Genomic DNA, 1,038 nt, shown 5'->3' on the forward strand with positions numbered 1-1,038 from the left:
CTTCTCGGTGGGCGGGTCCGGGTACCGACCACGGGGGGGGCGTGCCGGGACGGCGCGGTCTCGGTGCGCGCGCGTCCGGCCATGGCTACCCGTGACCGGCCCTCGTGGCACCCGATGGGCCGTGGCCTCTCGCGGGTTCTGTGCCGGTGGCCGGAGTTGTGCTCTTCAGGGCAGGGTGCGGGTGAGCCAGACGAGGTCGCCGCGGTCGTCCGTCGAGACGTGGTGGCGTTCGAAGGCTAGCTTCTCCAGGACCCGGAAGGACGGGGTGTTCCAGGGGCGTACGGTCGACCAGAGGCGGGTGCGGCCGGTCGTGGACGCGGCGTCGAGGACTGCCGTGGCGGCTTCGGTCGCGTAGCCCTGTCCGTGGGCGTGGCGGAAGAGTTCGTAGGCGATCTCGGGTTCTTCGGCGCTGGCGCGGCCGACGGTGAGTCCGCAGTAGCCGATGAAGTCGCCGGTGTCGCGGCGGACGGCGGCCAGCAGGGCGATGCCTGTCCGGGCCGCGGCGGTGCGCTGGTCCTCGATCATCCGCCGGTTGTCTTCGACGGACGGCAGGCCGTCGCCTCGTTCGGCGACGAGGAGGCGATGGGCGGCGATGTCGGAGTCGGTCCACGGCCGCAACGTCAGGCGGGCGGTGTCCAGGTGGAGGGGCATCGGCGCGTAGGGCACGGCAGCACTTTAGCGGTGTGTTGTCCGCGTACCCGGGTGAGGGCCGAGGCTGTCCCTGGGCGCGGACCGGGCGCGGCGCTCCGGACCGTCGGCCAGTGGGGGCCGGTGCCGGAGATGACGTACTCACGCGTCCGCCCTAAGTCTGTTCAGGTCGTGTCGGGGCGGGTGCGTCGGGCGTAGGCGCGGGCTGCTCGGGCTCGGTCGCCGCAGCGGGTGGAGCACCATTGGCGGCGGCCGTGGCGTAGGAGGTAGCGGGTGCAGGGCGGGGAGGCGCAGGCGGTGAGGCGGTCGGCGTCGGGGGAGGTGAGGAGGTCGGCGGCGTCGGCGGCGAGGGTGGCGAGGGCGTGGTCGACGAGGGCCGTGGTGGGGTGG

2 protein-coding genes are annotated in these 1,038 nt (G+C 73.8%); both read right to left on the reverse strand.

Annotated features, from left to right (window positions below; genetic code table 11):
- Positions 1-165: 165 nt before the first annotated feature.
- On the reverse strand, positions 166-651 hold the full coding sequence (locus tag AOK24_RS43290) for a GNAT family N-acetyltransferase (RefSeq protein ID WP_055725320.1): 486 nt from the start codon (positions 649-651) through the stop codon (positions 166-168).
- A gap of 161 nt (positions 652-812) precedes the next feature.
- Positions 813-1,038 (reverse strand): CGNR zinc finger domain-containing protein (locus AOK24_RS43295; protein WP_206191373.1); only part of this gene is annotated, 226 nt, incomplete at its 5' end.

Origin of the sequence: Streptomyces niveiscabiei (assembly GCF_001419795.1) — a bacterium.
Taxonomy (GTDB): Bacteria; Actinomycetota; Actinomycetes; order Streptomycetales; family Streptomycetaceae; genus Streptomyces; species Streptomyces niveiscabiei.

Coding starts and splice junctions, on each gene's coding strand:
- AOK24_RS43290 (WP_055725320.1), bottom strand. CDS start 651: ATGCCCCTCCACCTGGACACCGCCCGCCTGACGTTGCGGCCGTGGACC.